The organism is Methanobrevibacter sp. (assembly GCF_045646045.1).
Classification (GTDB): Archaea; Methanobacteriota; Methanobacteria; order Methanobacteriales; family Methanobacteriaceae; genus Methanocatella.
Genome location: NZ_JAZRJY010000026.1, coordinates 1 through 23024 on the forward strand (window position 1 = coordinate 1; position 23024 = coordinate 23024).

The window sequence follows — 23024 nt, forward strand, 5'->3', positions numbered from 1 at the left end:
AAAATAAAATCCAATAATAAAAACTAAAATTTCTAATAAAAAATATAAAAAATACTAATAATTCATTACTAGAAAAAAATCTGGTTTACAGTAACTAATAAAAAATTGGTTAAATTAAAAAAAAATTAATAAAAGAGGATAATATTAAAATACCTCTTGAATAATATCCCCATCAGAAATAATTCCAACCAATTTATCACCTTCAACAATAGGCAATTGATTTAAAATTCCAGAACCCGAAATAGCCTCTTTCATTACTTTAATAGCAGTTTCCAAGCTATCTTCAGGAGATATTGTAATAACATCTTTAACCATAATTTCTTCCACTTTAGTTCCTAATTCATATTTATCCAATATCAGATTATGGCCAACATCTGTTGCAGTAATAATACCAACTAATTTATCATCCTCAACAACAGGCAGAGAACTTATTTTATGTTCCATTAACTTTTCAAATGCATATACAACATCAATATCTGGAGTGGTTGTAATAACATCACTAGTCATTATTTCAGATACCTTCCTTGCTGTCATCTTATTCACCTCCAAATTGTTCAATAATTTCATTTACCATCAAATCAATCGTATTTCTAAAATCTATATTATTAATAACCGGAGTTCCATGAATATTAGCCTGATCAATTAAAAAATCCTGTGTTTTCCTGATAGCATTAAAATTTTCCATATAATGGTCAAGAGACCTTTTTACCCAAGGTTGTCGGCAACGAGTGTAAAACCTTTGTTTATGGGTTTCTTCATCTTCAACTATTAATGTAAACATGATTGCATTACTTTTGTTAATTAAATCCTCACGTATGAATCCCGGAACTATATGGACTCCTTCTATAATAACACTAATACCCTCTTTTATGGATCTTTCAATGATAGCTTCAATACCAACATTAACAACATCAACATGACTAATAAAACCTTCAATTACTGCATCAACACGAATTGCTGGAGTTCTGATACTTTCATATGCATCAAAACTGGATTTATGAATAACGGGATTTAATTCTTTGGAAACGATTTTACGCATTACTTCACGTATCATATCTGTACTTATAATATTTTTTAAACCTAAACGATTAGCAAGTTCAAAAGCCATTGAAGAGGTTCCAACACCAGAAGCACCACCAATTAATATAATTAACGGTTCATCAGACTTCCTAACATCCCTCCATCTTTCATATTTAACAGAAATGGAAGGATCCATCTCCATTAAATGTTTTGCTACAAAATCTGCTAATTCATTAACTGTTATTTCAGTAACTTTTTTTTCAATGAGTTTATTTTCAATATCACTAGCAATTTCATATGATTCATCTAAACTTAGATTTGAAACTCTTAATGAACGGGCTAAAACCCCTTTTGAAAAAGGTTCTTTATACGAATTACCATCAACATTTCCAACAACCCAAATCATAATATCCCATAATAAAATATTCGTTAAAAAAATATTTTAAAATAATAATAAATAAAATTTGTTATTTAATTTTTTAAAAAAAAGAGAAAAAAATAGATTATTCATCTAATTGAATAATACTAATATCATAAGTTGACCCATCAGTAATATCGATTAAAACTGCACCATTATCTTTTAACATACCAGGATTTGCTACATCAGTAGTTTTACCAATTTTACTAAGGGATTTTGCTTCATGAATGTGTCCACAGATATTAATTTCAGGTTCAAATTCATGAATTGATTTTAAAATTCCTGAACTTCCAACATGGTCACCACCTGCAGTCAAATCTGCATCTGTATTGAAAGGTGGAGCATGAGTAACAAGAATTCTTACTTTAGGAATCTCCTTATTGTAAACATAATCATAGTTGGCCATTAATTCAAAAACATCACCATATATTTTTAAATCATCGATTTCACCAGGAGTATTGAATGGTGTAGGGTTGGAACCACCATATCCGAATAAAATAGCATCTCCATAACCAATAATTTCATTATGTAAACAAAATGCACCAGATTCGCCGATAGCATTACAAATTCCTGCAGGGTCACAATTTCCTGGAATTGCTATTACATCACAATCATATTCAAATATTTTGCCAATGAATTCACCGACAAATTCCAAAGGACCGAAATTTGTAATATCACCGGTTATTATAACTAAATCAATATCATTATTATCTAAATATTTATATAAATTTTCGTTATCTTCACCATGAACGTCACTAATAGCTAAAATTTTCATATTATCTACCCACTATTCTTCTAAAAAGAAAGAACCCATTTCTCTTAAACCAATTTGCAAATCAGGTTTATCTCCATGAAGTGCAACAGTAACATCATCATCAAATTCTATTATAAGACCATGCCATTCGGCAATTTCCTGAACTCTTTCTTCTGCTAATGGAACTTTTAAATTTATTCTTCCAGTTGTTAATCCTGGAGGAGTATTCGGCAAGAATGTTGAACGGGATTTTGGAAATTCGAACATTTCTTCACCCTTCATAGCTCTTTTAAATAAATCAAGCCAAAACTCAGTGTATTCTTCTCCTTCTTCTTCTGCAATTGTTAATATTGTTCCTTGTATAGTACTTAAAGACATCTCTGCTTTTGCAAAACCATTAATTAAATCTGGATGGGATGGATCTTTTTTATATGAACTAATAGATGATCTGATTATTCCCATCTCAGGGTTAATTCCTGAAGGAATTTCATATCCCTTTTTACTTAAATCCGTAATTAAATTATAAAGAACTAACCAATTTTGTTCAGACGGTAAACTCATAAGTGTCCACCTATAATTTTTAAAGTAGTGTGGTTGATTTTAGCATCAGCTTCTTTTAATTCTTTTTCGATTTCTCTAGTATTTTTATATGAATCTAAGAATAATACATGATGAGTTGAAGTACCCGCAATGTTTAAAATAGCCAATTCATCATCAGGTTTGAGTTCCCTTTTATCAATTGTTGCTTTAAATTGAACATAAGGCTCATATTCTTCTGGAAGGTCTTCATATCTAAATATTCCATCTAAAGTTGCTACAAACATATTATTACCTCAAATATTTATATAACATTTAAATTTTTTAAATTTATTATATATAAAATTAATTGAAAATTATTCGTATTCAATCAAACAAAATAAAATTTTAAAAAAAAATTGTTACTTTGATGTAACAATTAATCCGAAATGTGTTTTCAATGCCTAAAAAATAAAAAAAAGAATAAGGAATTAATCCTTAAACTTATTTAGCATTTTCACCTAAAGCTTTAGCTAAAGCAGGTGCAGCATCGATTTTTTGTGCGGTTAAAGTTAATTCTTCAGCACTTAATCCCATAGCTAATCCGTATAATTGAGCTAAGTGGAATACAGGGATTGCGAAGTCAGTTCCATATCTTTCGTTAACTTCAGTTTGACCTTGGTCAAATTGCATGTGACAGAATGGACATACATCGATAATAGCATCTACGCCAGCTTCGGACATGTGGTCGAGTTTTTCTTTAGTGTAACTTGCAGTAACATCTAAATCTCTAGCTCTTAAACCTCCACCAGCACCACAGCACATCATTTTGTCTTTGTAGTCAATGGATTTTGCACCAGTGATTTCTACAAGGTCATCTAAAATAGCTGGGTTTTCAGCTTGATCTTCAATACCGATTTCAGCAGTAGGTTTTAAGAAGTGGCATCCGTAGTGAACAGCAACATTTAAATCTAAAGGTTTTTCAATGAGGGATGCTAATTTTTCGTATCCAACGTCATCTCTTAAGATTTGTGCTAAATGTTTAACGTTAGTAGTTCCTTTGAATTCTTTACCGATTTCAGCTAAGTTTGCATTAATTTTAGCTCTTTTGTCTTCGTCATCTTTTAACATGTGGTTAGCTTCAAATAATGAACCAAAACATCCGTTACATTCGGTCATGATGTCAGCACCCATGTCTTCTGCAAGAGTTAAATTACGTGCAGCAATAGTAGCCCAGGTTTCTTCATCGAAAGAACCGAATACACCAGGAGCAGGACAACAGGAAGCTCCTTCCATATCTTTTAATTCAATATCTAATGCGTCAAATAATATACGGGTTGCTTTTTCAATACCAGGATAACGGTTAGGCATGATACAACCTAAGAAATATGCGATTTCCATACTAAAACTCTCCTAAATTAAATTATTCTTTTAATCCGCCGGTTGCTTCATCGTAACCGATTAATTCATCAAATGCGGTAATTTTACATAATTTTTGTACTTCTTCTAATGCTCCAGCATCAGCATGAGTAGTTGCAGGTACTTCGGAAAGACCAATTTGAGTTCTTAATGCTTTAGCAGCATCGTTAATTGGTACAGCATGACCTGTGTTAATTACAAATACACCTGTCATTTTGTGTGGTTTTGCCATGTATCCAGCGTGAGCAGCAACGTTACGTGCTTTTTTGATAATTTCCACAATTTTTACGCTTCTAGGACATCTTTCTTGGCAAGTGTAACAGGTAGTACACATCCATAATGCGTCATCAGAGATTACTTCTTCTTTTAATCCGAGTAAACATTTTCTGACAATTTGTCTTACTTTATAAGGAGTTCTTCTTCCTGAAGGACATCCTCCACCACAAGTACCACATTGGAAACAGTGTTTAACAGTTTCAATTCCTGCATCAATAAACTCAGCAGTAAATTCTGGGTCACGATTTGCATCTGTTAATAATTCTTTATCAGTCAATAAAGTCATATTATCTCTCTTTTTATCTTTTTGATCTTTTTCTTCGTCGTCAGCTTTCTCAACTGATTCGACTTCATCATCAGTGTCAATATCTTCCTCTTCTGAAGAAGTATTTTCTTCAACATCTAAAGATTCTTCCACAGGAGCCTCTTCTACCTCAGGAATTTCTTCATCATTAGAAGCTTTGTCTTCTTCTATTGCAGGAAGATCTTCTTCAACACTTTCTTCCTCAATTGTATGAACATCTTTTTTGAATTTTAATTCTATAGTTCCGCTTTCTGAATCTTTAGAAACACTGGCCTCACGTGATACCGTTATTTTAGTTCCAGAAACTATCGGATCATTAAAATCTGAAGATGTTTCATCGACACTGTTAGAAATTTTTTCTTCAGTGTCCTTTTCTATTACATCCTTTTCTTCTTTGAATAAGGATTTAAGACGATTTATAATAGACATTGAAAACACACCTCGGATTTTCATAGGAATATTTCCTCGAATCCTTAATTATAATTTATCTGAAAATCCTATATAAAGCTTACTAAATTTTTTGAAAGTGTAATCAAAAAGGTTACACTAAAATATTTTTTTAGGATAACCTAAAATTTAATAATTTAATAAATAATAATATACAAATGGATAACCAATAGAAAAAGGGAAGAATTAAATGATAAAAAAATTCGAAATAAAATCACATGACGGACCTGGAAGGATTGGAAAACTAGATGAAAATAAAACTCCAAAATTATTTTACAAAAATGATTTGAAAATTTCACCATCAGAAGGTTCAGCATATAACATCGATAAGGAAATAGCCAAATTTAACCTTAATGAAAGCATAAAGCTTGCTCGTGAAAATGTTGATAAATGCGATGCTGCTGTGATACAGGGATCAAAATACATTAATCTGAGAATTGAATGTTTAAAACAGCTTGAAGAAATAGGATATAATGTATTTATCATTGCAAATGGAGACGAACTTCTAACAAACCCTAGAGAATTGGTTGACATAATCGTAAATTTAAGAAAAAATGCGCATCCTACAAGCATGCTGATATTTACTTTTGCGGAAGCTTCATTCATGCCAATTTTAGCATATATGGGAATTGATGGATTTTTAACTGATGCAAGTAATTATTATAGTCATTTAAATGTACTGCAAACTCCAACAAAAGCATATGACTTGAATACATACAAATTATTTGATGGAATAACACAGGAAAAATTGGAAGAAAAAAATATTGAGTGTTTGGAATTTGTCATTCGTGAGATACAGACACATATGGAAAATAATTCCTTAAGAAATCTGGTCGAAGAGCGCTCAACTACCTCTCCGCAAAACATTTCTACATTAAAAATATTGGATAAAAAATATATGGATTTTATTTTAGAATATAACCAATTATTCTAATTTTAATGAAGAAACTAAATTATAATATTCTTTTATAGTTATAGAAGAATATTCTGCAGTTCTCAATTCAAAAATATAGATATTACCTTTTTCTATAAATACAAAAGTATGAATATCAAAAGTTATTTCAGGAGTCTTGATATTTCCATGAAGACGGATTGCATCCATTGAAGCGATTTGTGTAAAATCAGATTCTAAAATTATCCCACCATCATCAACTATGCATTTTTCCATGAATTCCTTATAGCTATCTAGATTAGTTTCTGTTGGAAAAGCAACAACATTTAAAAGATTTAATTCCCCCTTGGACAATGTAGCAATGCAATCAGGATTGGAAAAGGTATCTGCTTTTTCAACTTCCCAAGTGTCTATATATTCAAAACTGACATTGCCTGATTGGAACAGTTTCGTTTCCATTTACTCATCCTCTTTTGAAGAATCAATATCTACAGTCTCAGAATCTTCTTTTGAATCATCATCTTTTGAAGAATTAATCTCAATAGTATCCGGAGCATCCTCATCTTCCAACGTATCAATATATTTGGAAAATGGTTCCGGAAGCTTAGGCATTACTTCTTTTAATATTTCACCGGCATCCAATTCCAATGCCTGACCCGAAAGCATTTGTTGAGCATCAAAGTCAAATTCAAAAGGTTTAAGTAAATCGTCAGTAGGTACTCTTAAATTAATTTTTTTCTTGTTGAGTATCATTTTAAGGGTGCTTGTGTTTCTAATCTGTTCGTTCATGTCATCAATAGTGCTATTTATATCATATGCTATAGCTTTATTCTTTTCATTTACCTCTTGTTTAGCTTTTGAAATGGATTTTTCCAAATTGCTTATCAGTTCAGAATTTCTTCTATTGATATTGTCACGAGCCTCATCAATAACAACATTAATGGCATTCAATATGGATTTATTTAACTCCACATTATAAGCGAGAATCATTTTATTTTTATAATCTAGTTCTTTAAAAATAGCAACTCTTTCTTCATCCACACTGACAAGCTTTTTATTTAACTCATGAATTTCGTCTTTGGCTTTAATTAATTCTTCCTTATCTGATATCTGATCTTTAAGTGAACCCACATCATCGAAAAAAGAACTTTTTAATGTATCCAACTGTTCTTGCAATTCAGCTATTTTGGCATCTTTTTCAGCCAATACCTCCTCATTAACATCAGAAGCATTGTTAATTAGATTTTCATATTCTTCTTTAGGAATAACTTTAACCAAGTCATTATCTTCAAAAGGATCTTCTTTTTTAAGACTGACCTGTTTTTGTTTAGATTCCTTTTCAACAGAGTTACCATCTTTATCTTTAGACGTGTACTTTTTAGTATACACTCGAACAGTTCTAAATTCTTCGCTATCCATTTCCAAACACCTACTTACTTATATCTAGATAGCTTATAATTTAAATAGTTTATCTAAAAATGATTTAAAAAAATAATATTTGAGGAGATTAATAGATTATTATTACTTCTCCTCATTTTCAATCCACAACACCATAGCTTCTTCAATAGCTTTCGAATACCAACCTTTGGTGAACAATAACTTAGAAGAGGCTAATTTACGAAAATACATGTCAACGTCATTATTGACAATAATTGTAACTCTTCTACTTTTTGTCATAGTTAATTATTAGTATACTTCTAGTAAATAAATTAATCAGTGTTATATGAGCTTATTTTTAAGGTTAAATTATAATATTTATCCTAAAAGGTTAAATTGAACAAAATTAGAACTATTTTATTATAATATTGACTTCAAATAATTATATAATCAGTCCAGGATATGAAAGACATTGTATCACAGTCCAATTCTGCCTCACACTTATCGAATATAACAGATACAACAAAAATATTTGGTCTAAAAAAAGATAATTTACATCTTTCTGCTTTAATGTTTCTTTCTTTTTCTTCTTTTCTGATTAATTCGCGAAATTTTTCATCAGCATATAATTTTTCAAAGTTTCCTCGAATCAAGTCTTCATGAAAAGTTAAAAACCAAACAGGCGCATTAGGATCATATGTTACTCGAAGTATAGTACTCCAGTAATTTTCTTCTTTTAAAAAATTAAAAAGAACTATGCCATTATAAGGTTCAGCACCAATTAATTCGCATGAAAACTCATCCATAAATTGATTTACTTCTTTTTTCATGTTCAAAACTTCAGGCAGGAAAATTCCCTGTTTATACAAATCAACAAGAATTTCATTACCCAATAATTCGGATACATCAACTTCACTGGGACCTCCCCCATCCTCCTCATCATCATACCATCTTATGGTAGCACCGCAATGAGTACAATAAGGGTCGCCGGTCATAAGAATTTCACCACAATTCGGACATGTCGGCATTCTATCACCTAAAAGTCATCATCCCAATCGTAGCCATCATCTTTATCTTTCTTCTCTGCTTCTTCCCAACTTTTATATCCTTCAATATCCAGTTGAAATCCGCATCCTTCACACCATAACTGGTTTACACCCATTACAGACACGCATCTTGGACAAGTATATAATATTCTCATGAATAATGATTGTTATTAAGTTGTTTATATAATTTTTGAAAAGATTTATATATCAGTAAAACATAATAATATACGATGTGAATTGAAATTCATTTCTACAATGATATCAGTCAATCATTTTATAATCTCCAAAATGAATCATTGTATCCAATAAAATGAAGTAGATCAATAAAAATTCTACTTCATACCCCCCTTATATTTAATTTTACGAAATCCACCACCAAATTATTTAAAACCTTTTAAAAAAATAATTTAATTAAAATAATAAAAATTTAAGAAATTAAATATAAATTATATTAAGCAATTTAATAAATAAAGTTACTATAGATATAAAATCCAATATAACTTAAAACATATTACTAAAATATCATATAAAAGAAAAATTTATTCAATCTTATTAAAATGTGAAAAAATATGATAAAAAAAATTTATATATCTAGAAAATAAAATAATATATGATATGAATTTAATATCATATCAAATAAACATTAGAAAAATATATTTTTTTCTCCAAAGAATGTTTATCAAGTAGAGTAAAGGAAAATTCCTTTACTTTACCCCCCTCATAATGTTAAACATCATCCAATATTTTTGAATCTGCTCCTGCAACTTCAACAAGATATTCTGCTTCAACAATATGTAAATCTGCAGGAATAACTATGCAATGAAGAGGTCCTCCAAAATCATAATCAATCAGCTCAGATATTTCACCAGCCTTTACTACAACATCTTTTGAGCCTACACGTGCAATACCAACAGCCAATGTATTTTCTGTTATTAACCCATCATAATCCAAAGATTCTTTGATATTCATCAAATACTCCAAACCTTCATTAACAGTCATATATCTATCTTTATGGGCCTGAATATCCAATAAAACTAAGGTATGTAAGTTTGATTTTAAATTTTCTTCAATTGCAACATAGGGAGATTTTGGATAAAAATTATAATCCGGAAATGGAATTGTAGTTACCTTACCGAATTTATAACCCTGAAGACCTGAAATAGCTGGTGCTGAAGATAGAATAGATGATCCGTGAATAACCTCATATTCAATTCCTTTTCTAGCACATTGAACTAAAAAATCACTATGAGTGGTTGCAATCAAAGGATCACCACCAGTAATTAATGCAACATCAGATTCTTTAGCTTCCTCAATAAATTTATGTTCCTCTTCAACCTCATTTCTAACCAGGACTTCAATTTCTTTACCGATTAACTCTTCAATTTTTTCAAAACTGGAACCAAATAAACGGGAAGTGAAAAATTCAGCATAAATTTTATCTACATTTTTTAAACATTCCAAACCTTTTAGAGAAATGTCTTTTTCATCAAATAAACCTAAACCTACTAAATAAAACATGATATAATATATATGAAATAAAACATAAAAAAGTTATTATGAAATCAGTCAAGGTTCCATTAAAAAAGCTTAATGATGTAAGAAAAGAATTAATGGCAAAAGAATTAATGAGAATGGATTATAGGATTAAAGCTGAAGCTGATTATGGTTATATTCCAATAAAAGAAGATATTGATGACTATGAAATAGTAGATGTTGATTTGGAAGAACTCAACACCCACCCACATAATTTTTCAGAGCTGCTTGAAGATGAATTGACCTCTGAAGAAATCGAAAATTTGAAAACATCCTTTGATACAATAGGCGATATTGTAATTCTGGAAATTCCTGATGATTTAATACCTAAAAAGAAAATTATTGGAAAAGCAACCCTTGATTTTACTAAAAGAAAAGCAATTTACATGAAAAAAAGTGCAGTCCATGGCACAATCAGAATAAGAGACTTGGAGCTAATTGCAGGTGAAGATGACCCGGTAACAATCCACAAGGAACACGGCGCCAGATTAAAGCTGAATGTTAAGGAAGTATACTTTTCCCCAAGACTTGCAACAGAGCGAAAACGTGTAAGTGACAGTGTTCGTGATAATGAAAATATTTTAGACATGTTTTGTGGAATAGGACCATTTCCAATTGTTATAGCTAAAAATAATAATGTTAATATTATCGGTGTAGATATTAATGAAAATGCAATAAAATATTTTAAGGAAAATATAAAACTCAACAAACTCAAAAATATTGAGGCAATATGCGGAGATGTGATGGAAGTTTCAACATCATTTAAAATGAAATTCGATAGAATAATTATGAACCTTCCAGGTCTTGCCTATGATTTTCTTGATATTGCAATGAATTTAATTGAAGATGATGGCATAATTAATTATTATGAATTCTCTGATGGATATGAACAAGGAAAAAGAAGATTAATTGATGCTGCTTCAAAAGAAAATAAAAATGTGGAGATACTCAATACAAGAAAAGTTAAATCAACATCCCCTAACGAATGGCATATATCCATAGATGCTAAAATAACCTCAAAATAATTAATCACAGCATTTTCAATAGCTATTTAAAAAAAAATGTGAAAAATAACCCTCTTGTAAAAATGAAATCAAAAAAACTCAAATAGGGTTATTAATCACACGGATTTTGTCATACATTTGTTTTTATTTGCAAAAATCAATACAAATAAAAAAGGCATATGTCCCACCCTTCCGCCCTAAATAATGAAATATTTTTCATTATAATTTAAACATATACCAACTATTTGAAAATACAGACTGTTTCATCCTTATTCATATCATGATAAAATTCCGCTTTATTCTCATCAAAGTCTATAACATGTACCATATCATATATTTCCTCATTTAACTTAGGATTTATATCTTTTAAGATATTTGGATGATCAAACATCATATCTTTGTTGAACTCTATTTTTTTCTCATTTTCAAATAATGCTCCATAGTATATTTCCGCCTCTACCAGGTCCTGAAACATATGGCTTCCAAAAGACAATTCTGGCATATAACCAACTTCACTATAGGATTCCTCCAAAATTGCGGAAAAATGGCTGATATCTGCAAATACTACAGGAATACCCAATTCCGGAGAAGACGTACCAATTCTTCCCGGAACTATTAAAATAGCAGTTTTATCATTATCTTTACAATAGGAATTTACATCACTAATTACTCTGGACAATGAACCTTTCTGAGCATATGGATATTCATAATACTTATGCGGGTCGACATAGCATATTGTATCTATCTTATTTTTTCGTGACATACCCATAGAAGATTCCTTAATATGGAAGAAGACATTTTTATCTTCCGGCATTTCAATATTTTCATTATTTATTGATACCTGAAGAGGACGACATTGCAATAAGTTTACATTAAAAGAGTTATTTTCTCCAACATTAACCGTATATTCAATATCAACAGGATATTCATATGCGGTTTCCAATGTGTTTAGAATTTCCTTCATCACATCAATGAATTCATGATTTTTCACAACTCCCTCACAATTGACAAAGACTATTTCACGGCGCTGGCCACGTTCACGAAACATTCTTTCTGCTTCACGGTCATGTTCAACTAAAACTTTTTTTGAATATCTTGGAATTATATCCAGACCTTCATCGACAGGAATATCATGCAAATTAACATTCTTTAAATCAATTACATCCAAATAATGTTGGGAATATCTGTGTTTTTCTTTTATGTCTTTCATTAAAGTTACTTCAGGCTTATCAAGATTAATAATTCTAGGATAGTCTTTTTTTGTCCTGTCAACAGCCTTTGTACCAAGACCCATTACAAGTCTCAGCATACCCTTGCTGTTGTCCATATCAGGAAGAGGGGAATATGGACTGTATGAAAATCCTACACCTGCAGCGGTTGGGAAGAAATAGTCCCCATAATAAGAACCGGAAACTCTTTGAACTAAAAGAGCCATTTGCTCATCAGTATCGTCCAAATCATTTATCTTCCTATATTCTAAAGCAGAAATATTCATAGTACTTGAATATACTATTTTTACCGCTTCCTCAAAAGCAGCCAAACGTTCTTCAAGAGAACCTCTGTTTGCACAAAATACTGATTCATATTTTCCTGCAAATGCATTTCCGTATCCGTCCTCAAGGAAACTACTTGACCTGACAATAATAGGGTTTTGTCCAAAATAATCTAATATGTGGATAAAATCTTTTTTAATTTCATCTGAAAAAGTACCATTTTTAAGAGCCTCTTCCAACTCTTTTCCATATTTATAATAACCTTCTTTTGTTCTTTGTTTTACACGAAGATCCCACAGGCCATTTGAAACAATATACGTATAAAATAAATCTGAACCTATATAAAATGAATCATCTGGCTCAAAAATATTATTGTATATATCCGGACAATTTTTTTCAATTATCTTTCTTGCCAAAAGCATACCGCATGTTTTTCCACCTACCAGTCCACTACCTACACGACGGTCATAAATTGTGATATAATCTTCAAAATTAAAGTATTCCTTGATTTTAGAAAGCATTTTTTCATCTTTCGTCATCATTAGCTCGCAAATCTTATCGCACTCATCATCGATGTTTTTACCTTCATCATACTTCATCCTAACATGAAGCATATATCTTTCCCAGCTGTCCAATGTCTGTCCGTCAGGAGATTTGTTGGAGTCATTGATAATTTTATAATATCTGCTAACCTCCTGACCCTCCTGCAGAACTTTAACGGAACCAATTTTAGGATTAAATTTATGCCCTAAAAACATGGTTTGAGAATACCTGTTCCATACCTTTAATGGAGAAACATAAACCTCCTCAGGAGAATTAGAGTATACATTTAATAACAACTGCGTAGTTTCACGAATTTTAGCTATAGCATCATAGGAATGTCTTCCACGAATAATTGGGAAATATGCAACAGTATCCAGCTGGAATAAAAATGGACAGGTAACCTTAAAGAAATTTCCCATCATCAAATCTGTTGACCATACGGCCTGAAGATCACTTAAACAGTCAAAAACATAAAATGCATCGAATCCTTCCTTTTCTATAATTCTGTGAACTTCTAAAGTAAATGTCTCAAACTGATTGTACGGATTTACCTTATATATTTTAATCCCGTCACGTTCTATCATACAAAACTCCATGTCAGGATTATTCTCTTCAATTTCAAGCAATTTAAAATCTTCATCAGTCATTTCTATTAATGGAGGATGATTGGCAAATCGAATGTATATTAAGTTTCGATTATCTTCTTTTGCTTGTTTTACATAAGGATTGACAAAGTAAGAAAATTCATTTAAATTTGTAACATTCCATACTACATTATCTCCCAAACGAATATTATCCAAAGCTTTGTCAAGCCCAGGAATTCCAGATTTAACTCTATCGAATGCGACCATAATATTATCTCCGAATATTTATTTTTAATTTTTTAAAAAACCCAATTTTATCTTGAATTTTATATTCAACCACCATATACTATCATTAATATTTTTTGCTCACCATAGGCACTCCAGTTAATTGTGAAGCTTCCATAGTCAATGCAACGAGATCCTGACGTTCAAGATTTTCTATATCTGTATTTCCTGCCTGCTGAGTTAAAGACGTTACTTCCTGAGTCATTGCCTCTATGTAATTTGCAACCTGCTGACCTTTTCTTATTGGATCCAGTCTTCTTCTAAGTGCTCTTTCCTGTGTTGCGATTCCTTTAGGACAAATACCTTCAGAACAGGACTGGCAGACCTTACAGCCTACAGAAATTAATGCAGAGGTAGCGATATATACTGCATCTGCACCTAAAGCTATTGCTTTTGCAACATCCGCACCAGATCTTATTCCACCTGCGGCAACAAGACTTACTTCACTTCTTAAATTAATTTCTTTAAGAGCATCATCTGCTTTTACTATTGCTTCTATTGTAGGAATTCCGGCATGCTCTGTAACAACCTCAGGTCCAGCACCGGTTCCTCCCTGCATACCATCAACCACAATTATATCTGCACCGGCTTTTGCTGCAATTTTTACATCCTGTTCAACTCTTCCTGATGCGAATTTTACAATAATAGGTACTTTCCAGTCAGTGATTTCTCTTAACTGATTAATTTTCATACCCAAATCTTCAGGTCCGACAATATCCATATGTCTAGCAGGACTTAATGCAGAGGTTCCTTCAGGAATATTTCTAACTCTTGCAACTTCTGCAGTAACTTTATGTGCAAGCAAATGTCCGCCCATACCTGATTTTGCACCCTGACCAATTTTAATTTCAACAGCTTCTGCATTGTTTAAATAGCTTGCTGAAACTCCAAAACGGCCTGATGCATACTGTGCGATTAATTTATCAGCATATTTTCTTTCTTCAGGAAGCATTCCTCCTTCACCAGTATTGGTTATTGTACCCACTTTACTGCTTCCAATAGCTAATGCAATTTTAGCTTCTTTACTTAATGCACCAAAAGACATTGCTCCAATCATGATAGGAGTATCAATTTCTATAGGATTTTCTGCAAATCTATCCCCAAGCACTACTGAAGTTTTACATGTTTCTCTGTATGAATCTATTGGAGGTCTTGACACCTGTGCCGGCAGTAAACTTAAATCATCGAATGATGGGATTTTTCTGGTTAAACCACAACCACGGACTTTATATACTCCACTTTGACTTTTACGTTTAATTTCCACCATTGTTGAATTTGACCATATTCCTCTGCCTTCATCAACAAGAGGTCTGACATATATTGCATGTGTTGGACACATTTCTTCACAGATTTTACATCCTACACAATTTTCCTGGTGAATTGGTAGCGGTTCATCATTAATTACTTCATAAACTCCGTGAGGGCAATTTGAATAACAGCTATAACAGTTTTTACATGATGATTTTTTAGGATTATCACACAAATACCAGCAGCAGCCAGGCCTATCATTATTCTGTTTACATATTTCCAGTTTTCTTTCAACAGTAAATGACATTTAATTACCCTCCTCTTTTATATTTTTTAACGGTTTGAAAACAGGACAGACTGAATATTTTGTTCCTCCGGATTTAACAACATCATCAATCTGGTTTGTTAATTTTGCGTAAGGTTTCCAGGCAAGGTCATCTTTTTTATCAACAATAAGTGCATCCGTTACAATATCTTTAGTCAATAAATAGTCAATTAATGTTGTAACAATGGATCCGTCTTGTCCCTGAGTGTGTTTTAAAGATTTAACTGACAATACTTTTATGAAGTCACCAATTGCCTTTGAATTGTCATTTCGTAAATCTTCAGGTATGAAAGTCCTAGGACAAACCGCAAAGCATGCATGACAGTCAGGAGGGCATTCGCCTTTCATTCTTGGTTTTGTATCATCAATTATAATTAAATTATCCGGACATGCATATTCACATGCTCCACAGAGCACACATGCTCCAATATCTATAACATTTGATTTTAAATCTGAGAAGTTAGATACTGAAATTTCCTCATCAATACCATTATCTGATTTTTTCCTTTGATATAAGACAGGTCTGGCCAGAAATTCTCTTCTTTCTATATGTTCCAGATTTTTATTAATTTTATTTTCGGCTAGTTTATTTAGCAAATCAAATTGTGATTCGGTAAAATCTTTAGCTTCAATGAATTTTTCTTTTATTGCTCCATCAACTATTTCTTCACCTTTTTTAGTTCTTATTATTAATGTTGACCAACCATTTTCTGATCCGATAGAACCTATTGAAATATCAGAAGTTTCTGATGTTAATTCAACACAAATATTACAGTTTTTTCTAATAATCCTTTTAGCTACAGATAAAGGTATTTTAACGCTTTGTCTATTTTTTAATAATAAAAATACAAATCCCTTATCTACCTGGAATTTTTCAATATCATCCATTTTTAAGTCATACTCTTCCAAAAGATGTACAAAGTATTTATATGAAAAATTCTCCATACAAAATAAGCCCAGTTTAACATCAATAGAGCTGTCCGTATAATATTGCAGTTTGGATGCTGCCATAATTTCACATGGTGTTCCAACCATAGCTATTCTATGTTCGCTCATTTTTTTAGCCCCTATTGTATATTAACAATTTTTTTAAAATTCGTATAATCCGTATCCGTCAGTTCAAAGCCATATTCAGTTAAAATTTCTTTAAGCTCTTTTTGATCTTCAGGTGTGCATTCTTCCATAACAGCATTTTTTCCTAAACTTTTCACATTTCCAAGAACAAATATGCTTCCTCTCATAATTGATTCGCCGACATCATCAGTCACATCACCCAAAATTATGAGTTTACCACCCATCATAAGCAGTCCAGTCATGAATCCGCTATTTCCGCCGATTATTACTGTTCCGCCTTTCATGATTTCTCCAGTTCTTGAACCGGTACTTCCTTTTACTATTACAGTTCCACCATAGATTCCCTGTCCTGCACCATCACCGGCTGTACCTTCAATAATCAATTCACCTTCAGTCATATTATCTCCAGCAAACCATCCGGCATTTCCATTGATGTGTATTCTTGGTCCGTTAACCATTGTTCCAACAAAATAACCTGCAGAACCATTAATCTCTATGTCCACATCTTCAGTCAAACCGGCACAGATATTGTGTTTAGACTCAGGATTGTCAATAATGAGTTTATCATGAGATATAGCCAGTTCTTTTACGGTACGATTTAATTCTTTTTCATCCATGTATTTTGCATCGATAACATATTCTTTCATAGACAAAACTCCCCATTAAATCGTATAAGCCCTTGTTTCACCAGGAGCGATTTGTTCTATTTTATTAGAATCGATGACATCATGCAATGCCATTTCTTCTGAAGCAATAGCAAAAATTTCATCAGTTTCAACCATTACCCCAGGTCTGAGACCAAGTTTATCCTTTGCAATACCAATACCATTAGGAGTCCCCACCAATATTGAAAATGGACCATCCAAATCAATTACTGCTTGATCCAAAGCTTCTTCTAATTTGTAACCCTGATTGAGTTTATCTGCCATGTAATGAACAATACATTCAGTATCATTAAATGATTCAAAAGTATGTCCTTTTCTCTCCAATGGATCTCTTATTTTCCAGTAATTGGTGATTTGGCCATTATGCACTACAGTTATATCAGGTATTATGTAACTCTGATAAGGATGTGCATGATAACGGTCTACACCACTTTCCGTAGCAAAACGGGTATGTCCTATTCCATGTGTTCCCATCCTGTTTTGAACATCAAAACGTTCTGCAATGTCTTTTACTTTTCCAGTGTCTTTTATCATTTCAAAGGAATGTGAACCGTTGATAACCCTTACATTTTCCAATTCATCAATTTCTCCTATGAATGGCGGCAAAAGAGAATACTCATCCAACAATATTTTACATTTATATACATCAGAGTCCCCTACAGACTCAATTAATTGTTCTTCAAATATTGGACTTACCTGGGTTAATAATGATTTTAAATTGTCTAATACACCTCTTTTTCTTTTTACTTCAACATTTAATTGATAATAATTATCAGGAAAATTCAAACTGCCGTAGATTGCATAACCTGCTGAATCCGGACCTCTATGTTGTAATGATTCCAACATTGCTGTTAATGCCTCTCCTACGGGGTGAGTTTTTTTATCTTTGTATATTACACCTGCTATTCCACACATTTTTCTACCTCCAAATAAAATAAACGGTTAATACACATATTTAAGTTAATGAAACAAACCCAACCATTAACTTAACTTAATCCTAGTTTTAATTCTTCATATGCCTTTATAAAATCCTAAAATTACCATATGCCTTAAAATAATAATCATGAGATTTTAATTTTAAATTTCCTATATGCCTATACTAAAATTACCATATGCCTTAAAATAATAATTAAATACCCGACTCCTCAATTTACACCTCCGAAAAACTAAAATCAATTGGTAGAATAATTTAAATTAAACTACCAATAAAGAAATAATTTATACGTTTAAATACTCATCTCTTTCATAATCGAATACTTGTATTCTATAAGAATCCCATTCTGCTCTTTTGATGTTATAGAATTGATTAAATACTTTTTCACCAAGAGCATTTTTAATTACTTCATCTTCCTCTAATGAATGATATGCTTCCCATAAACTGGTTGGTAAACTGCAAATTCCTTTTTGCATAATTTCATCTTCACTGTATGCAAACAAGTTTTCTTCTGTAGGTTCACCAGGGTCGATTTTATTATCCATACCATCTAAACCAGCTTCAAGCAATACTGCAAATGCTAAGTATGGGTTACATGATGGATCAGCTGATCTGCACTCAATTCTGGTACCTAATCCACGAGATGCAGGAATCCTTAATAATGTTGACCTGTTTTTGAAACCATAAGCGATGTAACATGGAGCTTCATAACCTGGTACTAAACGTTTATAGGAGTTGACTGTTGGTGATAAAATTGATGATAATGCTGGTGCATGTTCCAATAATCCTCCAATGAAGTATAATGCATCCTGTGATATTTGAGTTTCAGTGTCCGGGTCATAGAAAATATTTTCTCCATTTTTAAATAAACTCTGATTACAGTGCATTCCACTACCATTAATTCCCAAGAATGGTTTTGGCATGAATGTTGCTTTAAAACCTAATTGATTAACTAATGCTTTAACAGCTTCTTTAAATGTAATAACTGCATCAGCTGTTTTTAAAGCATCCGCATATTTGAAGTCCACTTCATGCTGACCTGCTGCGACTTCATGGTGGCTTACTTCAACATTAAAGTCTAATTTTTCTAAACCTAATACAATTTCTCTTCTAATATCAGTACCTTGGTCTAATGGTTCTACATCAAAGTATTCTGCTTCATCTGCAGGGATGTAATTTCCGTCTTCATCCTCTTTTATAATAAAGAATTCTGGTTCCGGACCCATATTAAATTGGTATCCTCTTTTTTCTGCTAATTGTAAAGATTTTTTAAGTACTCCCCTTGGGTCTCCATCATATGGTTTTCCATCGGTAGTGAAAATATCACATATAAACCTACTTGTACCTTTTGATTCAGGTCTCCATGGAATTGTTGAAAATGTGTCAATATCCGGTTTTGCAAGTAAATCACTATCATTAATTGAAGCTAATCCTGCTACTGATGATCCGTCAAATAATAATCCGTCATTTACTATATCTTCAATATCATTTGCTTTTTTAAGAGGGACTGCCATGCTTTTTGGTAATCCATGTATATCTGAAAATTCTAATTTCAAAAATTTTATATCATTTACCTCAACGGTCTTTATAATTTGGTCTAATTTATTATCTTTTGCTGACATTTTTTCACATCATTTTTTTAACTATATTACCCATAATCTGAATAATATGGAACTTGGAAAAGCCTTTCGACTAAATGAATATAACAATAATATATAGTCGGAAGGAATGTTCCTTCCGATTAAATAATTTATTAGTATTAATATATAAATATTTTGAATAGAACATGAAAATTGAACAAAAATTGAACATAAATTATTAAATAATATTACTCAAAAATAGCTATTTGTATGAATTTAAAGTCAAATAAATGAAAAAAAAGAATATTAAATTAAGATAAAAAGAATTTAAAAAATAAAAACCATGGCATCTAAACAATGATATGTTTAGCACCATTTAATTTGTTGAAATCCAACATTAACACAAAAAAACTAAATTGGGTCTATAATACCATTTTCAGTAATGATACCAGTAATAAATTCACTAGGAGTAATATCAAATGCCGGATTTATCACTTCAGTACCTTCAGGACATATTCTGGCTCCGCCGTAATATCTTACTTCATCACCGTCCCTCTCTTCAATGATAGTATCAAAGATAGATGCTTCCATATCAAATGTGGATAATGGAGCGGCCACATAAAATGGGACATCATGTTGTTTGGCAGCCATTGCAACCATAAATGAACCGATTTTATTGACAACACCACCTTTAGCTATTCTATCAGCACCAATAACAACTTTATCAATTTTTCCCTGTGACATTAAAAATCCTGAGGCGACATCCGGAATTAATTTAACCGGAATATTTTCCTGCTGCATTTCCCAAACACTTAAACTGGCTCCCTGACCCCTAGGTCTTGTTTCATCACAGATTACATTAATATTTTTACCTGCATCACGGGCTGCTCTAAAAACACCCAATGCAGTTCCATAATCAACACATGCCAGTGCTCCAGCATTACAATGAGTTAAAACAGTATCTCCATCATCAATAATCTCAGAACCATATTTTCCAATAGCCATGTTAGTATCAATATCTTCCTGATACATTTTTAATGCTTCTTCTAATGGATTATCACTATTTAATACCCTATCCACTGCCCAGAACAGATTAATTGCAGTTGGTCTTGCAGCTTTAATTTCTTCTGCAGCCTTATCCAAATCTTCATCATTCAAATAAGCTAAAGCCATTCCAAATCCTGCTGCAACACCTATGGCCGGTGCGCCCCTAACAATCATGTCCTTGATTGCTACAATAACTTCCCGGTAATTTTCACAATAAACATAAGTTAATTCATCCGGAAGTTTAGTCTGATCAATTAATTTTAATTTATTATCTTCCCATTCAATAGTTCTCATAGATAATAATTTAATTTAAAATAATATAAAAATTTAATCTTACACTATACAAAAGAATATTTATTTTAATAAGTATAAATTAAAATCATGAAGTTATCAAAGTCAAAAATCAATAGCTATCTCAAATGCCCGCGTGAATTTAAATACCAGTATATTGATGAAATTGAAATGCCCCCAAATGAATATATGGAACTGGGAAGCAATGTTCATTCAATAGCTGAAGATTATGTTAAAATTTACGGTGATAATCCCCAGGAAAATCCGAGATATTATCTTGATTTAATAGCTAAACAAAAAAACATGAATATTAACGATATTGATGTTCATTTGGATAGTTTGGCTTCTTTTTTTGAAAAAGCATTTATAGAAAATGATTATAAAGTTTTCAGCCAGGAAGAATATCTGACCGATGATACTCACAATTTTAGTGGAATTACAGACATTATTTTAGAAAATCCTGAAGGAGAACTGGTGGTTATTGATTATAAAACTGGATCATCATCATCTTTTAGCAAATGCAGATTGGAACTTGGATATTATAAAATGCTTGTCGAAAGCAATTATAATAAGCCCGTAATAAGTGCAGGAATATTTTTTACAAAAGACAAGAAATTAAGATTATTGGAATTTAAAGATGAAGACAATAAAAGGAAATATATTTGCAATCAGGAATTAAATGATGGCCTTGATACATTATACAAAGTCAGAGAAAATATAAATGCCAGAAAATTTCCTAAAAAAGAACAATTTTTATGTAGATACTGCACATATTCAGATATCTGCTTTAACGATAGAGATTAAAAAAAAGAAATTAAAAAAGTGATTATTTTTCAATTACATAACCACTGTTTTGACCTTTAGTTATAAATATAGGTGCATCTTCACCTAAAAATTCGCGAGTTGCTTTTAATACGGATTCCTTATTTCTTTCATCGACTACAGAATAAATAGTTGGTCCGAAAGAACTCATTCCAACACCATATGCACCATTATCACGTAAATGCTGCATTAAATTATGCATTCTTTCATCATATAATGTTAATTCTGCTTTTTGGAATCCTCTTTTATGAATCTCATCGATACATTTTCCGAATTCTTCAATATCTTTTTCAAGCATTGCAGGAATCAGATTCATAAATACAATATGAGACAGTTGTTCCACTTCTCTTTGAGGGAGCGGACAGAATCTCTGGAATAAGTTAACTTCTTCACCATCATGAATGGATAATCCGTATGGAGGTATTGCAATTAACACATCCCATTCCTGAGGAAACTCATATCTTCCAATAAGTGGAGGCGGACATGCACTTGATGCTGAAGAAGGTAAAAACGTAGCTTTTTCCTTTAAACTGTGTCCTCCATCAGCAATAAAACCTCCTTCTTCGAAACCATAAGTTCCGATTCCTGAAGTACCACCTCTTCCAACAATTGAGGACAGTTCAACAGAATTTTTTTCAATTCCAACAGTTTCACACATTAATTTAGCAGTTGCAAGAGCAATTTGAGTACCGGATCCAAATCCGGAATGTGCTGAAAATGCATTGTGAACTTTAAAATCAAAACCGATATCCAAATCAAAATTATTACAGATATCTTCATAAGCCTGTTTTATTTTTAAATTACATTCTTCAATTGCTTCTTCATCTGTAATACTTTCATCAAATTCCACTGTTACTCCACTTTCTGTTTGAGTACTTTCTAAAATGAATTGTGGGTTTTGTAGAGAAAATCCGATTCCCCCATCAATTCTTCCATATGAACCATTTAAATCCAATAAGGTTATATGGATTCTAGCAGGTGTTCTTATTATCATCATTATCGCCCAAAAAAATATATTTTATTACAATATAATTTCTTTAAATTTAAATATAAAAACTTTTATATGCATATATTAAAAAAAAAGTTAAAATATTAATTTTAACTTATTGCAATTTTATTGGCAATTG

At 31.7% G+C, this 23024-nt stretch carries 23 protein-coding genes; 3 read left to right on the top strand and 20 right to left on the bottom strand.

The annotated features are described in order from the left end of the window. Nucleotides 1–144: 144 nt before the first annotated feature. The 7 genes from ACKI5C_RS01525 to hdrC all read right to left on the bottom strand — a co-directional run bounded on the left by ACKI5C_RS01525 (nucleotide 145) and on the right by hdrC (nucleotide 5136). A complete protein-coding gene (locus tag ACKI5C_RS01525; RefSeq protein WP_407431333.1) occupies nucleotides 145–534 on the bottom strand; it encodes a CBS domain-containing protein in 390 nt (129 codons plus the stop codon). A gap of 1 nt (nucleotide 535) precedes the next feature. Then, on the bottom strand, nucleotides 536–1426 hold the full coding sequence (locus ACKI5C_RS01530; RefSeq protein ID WP_407431335.1) for a 2-phosphoglycerate kinase: 891 nt from the start codon (nucleotides 1424–1426) through the stop codon (nucleotides 536–538). Nucleotides 1427–1523: 97 nt separating this feature from the next. Next, nucleotides 1524–2213, bottom strand: a complete 690-nt coding sequence (locus ACKI5C_RS01535; RefSeq protein WP_407431337.1) for a metallophosphoesterase — start codon at nucleotides 2211–2213, stop codon at nucleotides 1524–1526. A 12-nt stretch (nucleotides 2214–2225) separates the two neighbouring features. Further along, on the bottom strand, nucleotides 2226–2753 hold the full coding sequence (locus tag ACKI5C_RS01540; RefSeq protein WP_407431339.1) for a DUF2096 domain-containing protein: 528 nt from the start codon (nucleotides 2751–2753) through the stop codon (nucleotides 2226–2228). Continuing rightward, entirely contained in the window at nucleotides 2750–3016 is a 267-nt protein-coding gene (locus tag ACKI5C_RS01545; RefSeq protein ID WP_296798340.1) for a DUF749 domain-containing protein, read from the bottom strand. The genes ACKI5C_RS01540 and ACKI5C_RS01545 overlap by 4 nt, the downstream gene beginning before the upstream one ends. 196 nt (nucleotides 3017–3212) lie before the next feature. After that, nucleotides 3213–4109 (bottom strand): CoB--CoM heterodisulfide reductase subunit B, encoded by an 897-nt coding sequence (hdrB, locus tag ACKI5C_RS01550; protein WP_407431341.1) that lies wholly within the window; start codon nucleotides 4107–4109, stop codon nucleotides 3213–3215. A 22-nt stretch (nucleotides 4110–4131) separates the two neighbouring features. Next, nucleotides 4132–5136 (bottom strand): CoB--CoM heterodisulfide reductase subunit C, encoded by a 1005-nt coding sequence (hdrC, locus tag ACKI5C_RS01555; RefSeq protein ID WP_407431343.1) that lies wholly within the window; start codon nucleotides 5134–5136, stop codon nucleotides 4132–4134. Between the two features lie 208 nt (nucleotides 5137–5344). Between hdrC and ACKI5C_RS01560 the strand changes: the two genes are divergently transcribed. Further along, nucleotides 5345–6088: an archaeosine tRNA-ribosyltransferase gene (locus tag ACKI5C_RS01560; protein ID WP_407431345.1), complete on the top strand. Its 744-nt coding sequence runs from the start codon at nucleotides 5345–5347 to the stop codon at nucleotides 6086–6088. Here the strand turns inward: ACKI5C_RS01560 and ACKI5C_RS01565 are convergent. From ACKI5C_RS01565 to dph5, 5 genes are all read right to left on the bottom strand, one after another. Beyond that, entirely contained in the window at nucleotides 6080–6505 is a 426-nt protein-coding gene (locus ACKI5C_RS01565; RefSeq protein WP_407431347.1) for a hypothetical protein, read from the bottom strand. The two genes, ACKI5C_RS01560 and ACKI5C_RS01565, sit on opposite strands and share 9 nt — an antisense overlap. Beyond that, nucleotides 6506–7465 carry a hypothetical protein gene (locus ACKI5C_RS01570; RefSeq protein WP_407431349.1) on the bottom strand — a complete coding sequence of 320 codons (960 nt, stop codon included), beginning with the start codon at nucleotides 7463–7465 and terminating at the stop codon, nucleotides 6506–6508. A 392-nt stretch (nucleotides 7466–7857) separates the two neighbouring features. Continuing rightward, nucleotides 7858–8451 (bottom strand): zinc ribbon domain-containing protein, encoded by a 594-nt coding sequence (locus ACKI5C_RS01575; protein WP_407431351.1) that lies wholly within the window; start codon nucleotides 8449–8451, stop codon nucleotides 7858–7860. A gap of 8 nt (nucleotides 8452–8459) precedes the next feature. Next, complete coding sequence (locus tag ACKI5C_RS01580) at nucleotides 8460–8624, bottom strand: hypothetical protein (RefSeq protein WP_407431353.1); 165 nt, start codon at nucleotides 8622–8624, stop codon at nucleotides 8460–8462. A 571-nt stretch (nucleotides 8625–9195) separates the two neighbouring features. Continuing rightward, nucleotides 9196–9987 carry a diphthine synthase gene (gene dph5 / locus ACKI5C_RS01585; protein WP_407431355.1) on the bottom strand — a complete coding sequence of 264 codons (792 nt, stop codon included), beginning with the start codon at nucleotides 9985–9987 and terminating at the stop codon, nucleotides 9196–9198. Between the two features lie 38 nt (nucleotides 9988–10025). Here dph5 and ACKI5C_RS01590 point away from each other — a divergent pair, with 38 nt between their 5' ends. Next, nucleotides 10026–11027 carry a class I SAM-dependent methyltransferase gene (locus ACKI5C_RS01590; RefSeq protein WP_407431357.1) on the top strand — a complete coding sequence of 334 codons (1002 nt, stop codon included), beginning with the start codon at nucleotides 10026–10028 and terminating at the stop codon, nucleotides 11025–11027. Between the two features lie 220 nt (nucleotides 11028–11247). Here the strand turns inward: ACKI5C_RS01590 and ACKI5C_RS01595 are convergent, their stop codons facing one another. The 7 genes from ACKI5C_RS01595 to mtnA form a co-directional block, all read right to left on the bottom strand. Continuing rightward, on the bottom strand, nucleotides 11248–13893 hold the full coding sequence (locus ACKI5C_RS01595) for a PEP/pyruvate-binding domain-containing protein (RefSeq protein WP_407431359.1): 2646 nt from the start codon (nucleotides 13891–13893) through the stop codon (nucleotides 11248–11250). 85 nt (nucleotides 13894–13978) lie between these two features. After that, nucleotides 13979–15466 (bottom strand): glutamate synthase-related protein, encoded by a 1488-nt coding sequence (locus tag ACKI5C_RS01600; protein WP_407431361.1) that lies wholly within the window; start codon nucleotides 15464–15466, stop codon nucleotides 13979–13981. Further along, nucleotides 15467–16540, bottom strand: coding sequence for a Coenzyme F420 hydrogenase/dehydrogenase, beta subunit C-terminal domain (locus ACKI5C_RS01605; protein WP_407431363.1), 1074 nt, complete (start codon nucleotides 16538–16540; stop codon nucleotides 15467–15469). It abuts the gene before it with no gap. Between the two features lie 11 nt (nucleotides 16541–16551). Next, nucleotides 16552–17205, bottom strand: coding sequence for a tributyrin esterase (locus ACKI5C_RS01610; protein ID WP_407431365.1), 654 nt, complete (start codon nucleotides 17203–17205; stop codon nucleotides 16552–16554). A 15-nt stretch (nucleotides 17206–17220) separates the two neighbouring features. Continuing rightward, complete coding sequence (locus tag ACKI5C_RS01615) at nucleotides 17221–18138, bottom strand: glutamine amidotransferase (protein ID WP_407431367.1); 918 nt, start codon at nucleotides 18136–18138, stop codon at nucleotides 17221–17223. Nucleotides 18139–18441: 303 nt separating this feature from the next. Continuing rightward, entirely contained in the window at nucleotides 18442–19779 is a 1338-nt protein-coding gene (glnA, locus tag ACKI5C_RS01620; protein ID WP_407431369.1) for a type I glutamate--ammonia ligase, read from the bottom strand. Nucleotides 19780–20148: 369 nt separating this feature from the next. Next, a complete protein-coding gene (gene mtnA, locus ACKI5C_RS01625; protein WP_407431371.1) occupies nucleotides 20149–21078 on the bottom strand; it encodes an S-methyl-5-thioribose-1-phosphate isomerase in 930 nt (309 codons plus the stop codon). A gap of 87 nt (nucleotides 21079–21165) precedes the next feature. On the opposite strand from mtnA, the gene ACKI5C_RS01630 reads away from it, so the two are divergent. After that, complete coding sequence (locus tag ACKI5C_RS01630; protein WP_407431373.1) at nucleotides 21166–21879, top strand: PD-(D/E)XK nuclease family protein; 714 nt, start codon at nucleotides 21166–21168, stop codon at nucleotides 21877–21879. A gap of 22 nt (nucleotides 21880–21901) precedes the next feature. On the opposite strand, the gene ACKI5C_RS01635 is transcribed toward ACKI5C_RS01630, so the two are convergent. Beyond that, on the bottom strand, nucleotides 21902–22891 hold the full coding sequence (locus ACKI5C_RS01635) for a beta-ribofuranosylaminobenzene 5'-phosphate synthase (RefSeq protein WP_407431375.1): 990 nt from the start codon (nucleotides 22889–22891) through the stop codon (nucleotides 21902–21904). Nucleotides 22892–23024 lie beyond the last annotated feature (133 nt).

Excerpts from the sequence above, each read along its gene's own strand:
- ACKI5C_RS01525 (WP_407431333.1), bottom strand. The coding sequence starts at position 534 with ATGACAGCAAGGAAGGTATCTGAAATAATGACTAGTGATGTTATTACA.
- ACKI5C_RS01530 (WP_407431335.1), bottom strand. The coding sequence starts at position 1,426 with ATGATTTGGGTTGTTGGAAATGTTGATGGTAATTCGTATAAAGAACCT.
- ACKI5C_RS01535 (WP_407431337.1), bottom strand. The coding sequence starts at position 2,213 with ATGAAAATTTTAGCTATTAGTGACGTTCATGGTGAAGATAACGAAAAT.
- ACKI5C_RS01540 (WP_407431339.1), bottom strand. The coding sequence starts at position 2,753 with ATGAGTTTACCGTCTGAACAAAATTGGTTAGTTCTTTATAATTTAATT.
- ACKI5C_RS01545 (WP_296798340.1), bottom strand. The coding sequence starts at position 3,016 with ATGTTTGTAGCAACTTTAGATGGAATATTTAGATATGAAGACCTTCCA.
- hdrB (WP_407431341.1), bottom strand. The coding sequence starts at position 4,109 with ATGGAAATCGCATATTTCTTAGGTTGTATCATGCCTAACCGTTATCCT.
- hdrC (WP_407431343.1), bottom strand. The coding sequence starts at position 5,136 with ATGTCTATTATAAATCGTCTTAAATCCTTATTCAAAGAAGAAAAGGAT.
- ACKI5C_RS01560 (WP_407431345.1), top strand. The coding sequence starts at position 5,345 with ATGATAAAAAAATTCGAAATAAAATCACATGACGGACCTGGAAGGATT.
- ACKI5C_RS01565 (WP_407431347.1), bottom strand. The coding sequence starts at position 6,505 with ATGGAAACGAAACTGTTCCAATCAGGCAATGTCAGTTTTGAATATATA.
- ACKI5C_RS01570 (WP_407431349.1), bottom strand. The coding sequence starts at position 7,465 with ATGGATAGCGAAGAATTTAGAACTGTTCGAGTGTATACTAAAAAGTAC.
- ACKI5C_RS01575 (WP_407431351.1), bottom strand. The coding sequence starts at position 8,451 with ATGCCGACATGTCCGAATTGTGGTGAAATTCTTATGACCGGCGACCCT.
- ACKI5C_RS01580 (WP_407431353.1), bottom strand. The coding sequence starts at position 8,624 with ATGAGAATATTATATACTTGTCCAAGATGCGTGTCTGTAATGGGTGTA.
- dph5 (WP_407431355.1), bottom strand. The coding sequence starts at position 9,987 with ATGTTTTATTTAGTAGGTTTAGGTTTATTTGATGAAAAAGACATTTCT.
- ACKI5C_RS01590 (WP_407431357.1), top strand. The coding sequence starts at position 10,026 with ATGAAATCAGTCAAGGTTCCATTAAAAAAGCTTAATGATGTAAGAAAA.
- ACKI5C_RS01595 (WP_407431359.1), bottom strand. The coding sequence starts at position 13,893 with ATGGTCGCATTCGATAGAGTTAAATCTGGAATTCCTGGGCTTGACAAA.
- ACKI5C_RS01600 (WP_407431361.1), bottom strand. The coding sequence starts at position 15,466 with ATGTCATTTACTGTTGAAAGAAAACTGGAAATATGTAAACAGAATAAT.
- ACKI5C_RS01605 (WP_407431363.1), bottom strand. The coding sequence starts at position 16,540 with ATGAGCGAACATAGAATAGCTATGGTTGGAACACCATGTGAAATTATG.
- ACKI5C_RS01610 (WP_407431365.1), bottom strand. The coding sequence starts at position 17,205 with ATGAAAGAATATGTTATCGATGCAAAATACATGGATGAAAAAGAATTA.
- ACKI5C_RS01615 (WP_407431367.1), bottom strand. The coding sequence starts at position 18,138 with ATGTGTGGAATAGCAGGTGTAATATACAAAGATAAAAAAACTCACCCC.
- glnA (WP_407431369.1), bottom strand. The coding sequence starts at position 19,779 with ATGTCAGCAAAAGATAATAAATTAGACCAAATTATAAAGACCGTTGAG.
- mtnA (WP_407431371.1), bottom strand. The coding sequence starts at position 21,078 with ATGAGAACTATTGAATGGGAAGATAATAAATTAAAATTAATTGATCAG.
- ACKI5C_RS01630 (WP_407431373.1), top strand. The coding sequence starts at position 21,166 with ATGAAGTTATCAAAGTCAAAAATCAATAGCTATCTCAAATGCCCGCGT.
- ACKI5C_RS01635 (WP_407431375.1), bottom strand. The coding sequence starts at position 22,891 with ATGATAATAAGAACACCTGCTAGAATCCATATAACCTTATTGGATTTA.